At 47.8% G+C, this 1,160-nt stretch carries 1 protein-coding gene; it reads right to left on the bottom strand.

Annotation, left to right across the window (positions count from 1 at the left end; translation table 11 throughout):
- Positions 1 to 38 precede the first annotated feature (38 nt).
- Positions 39 to 1,049, bottom strand: coding sequence for a tryptophan--tRNA ligase (gene trpS / locus ACTHUT_RS20920; protein ID WP_250600595.1), 1,011 nt, complete (start codon positions 1,047 to 1,049; stop codon positions 39 to 41).
- Positions 1,050 to 1,160 lie beyond the last annotated feature (111 nt).

Genomic DNA, 1,160 nt, shown 5'->3' with positions numbered 1-1,160 from the left:
ATATTATGGCCGTCTGAAATTTTCAGACGGCCTTGCTATTATTTCAACGGACGAATACCTACTGCATCGCGTACTTTATCCAACAATTCACGTGCTTCTTTACGCGCTTTTTGTGCGCCGGACTGCAAAATGTCTTCAATTCTAGAGGGTTTGGCGGTCAATTCATTGTAGCGCTCGCACGGCTCTGCGAGTTCGGCATTGATTTTTGCGCCCAAGAGTTTCTTGGCCTCACCCCAAGCAAGGCCTTCGGCCAGCATTTGCGTGAACTCGGCAGTTTCAGACGGCGTGGAGAAGGCTTTGTAGATTTCAAACAGAGGACTTTCATCAGGCTGTTTCGGCTCGCCGGGTTCTTTCATATTGGTGATGATTTTGTTGACCGATTTTTGGGTTTTCTTGTTGTTTTCCCAAAGTGGAATGGTATTGCCGTAGGACTTGGACATTTTGCGTCCGTCCAAGCCGACCAAGAGTTCGACATTTTCGTCTATTTTTACTTCAGGCAGGGTGAAGAGTTCTTGGAAGCGGTGATTAAAGCGACCGGCAATATCGCGTGCCATTTCAACGTGTTGGATTTGGTCGCGACCGACTGGAACCTCATGGGCATTGAACATGAGAATATCAGCAGTCATGAGGATAGGGTAGCTGTACAGGCCCATTTCCACGCCGTGATCCGGATCTTCCTGACCGTTTTCGGTATTTGTCTGTACTGCGGCTTTATAAGCGTGGGCGCGGTTCATCAGGCCTTTTGCGGTGATACAGGTCAGAATCCAGTTTAGCTCCATCACTTCGGGAATGTCGCTTTGACGGTAGAAAGTAGTCTGTTCCGGATTGAGTCCGCAGGCGAGCCATGTGGCGGCAACAGCTTGAGTAGATTGATGAATCATTTCCGGCTCATGACATTTGATGATACCATGATAGTCGGCCAAAAAGAGGAATGATTCGGTATTGGAATCTTGCGCTGCGCGGATAGCCGGGCGGATGGCACCGACATAGTTGCCCAAGTGTGGAATACCTGTTGTGGTAACGCCTGTTAAAACTCGTTTTTTGCTCATGAAAGTATCCTTCGGCACAAAGGCCGTCTGAAAATAAATATGGTGCCGATTATACCTGATTATTCTTGATTTTTCAGACGGCCTTTTGAGCAAAGGGTAACTGGATAATAA

The organism is Neisseria sp. P0022.S010 (assembly GCF_051956635.1).
This window is presented reverse-complemented; position numbering and strand designations above follow the sequence as displayed.

Coding starts and splice junctions, on each gene's coding strand:
- trpS (WP_250600595.1), bottom strand. CDS start 1,049: ATGAGCAAAAAACGAGTTTTAACAGGCGTTACCACAACAGGTATTCCA.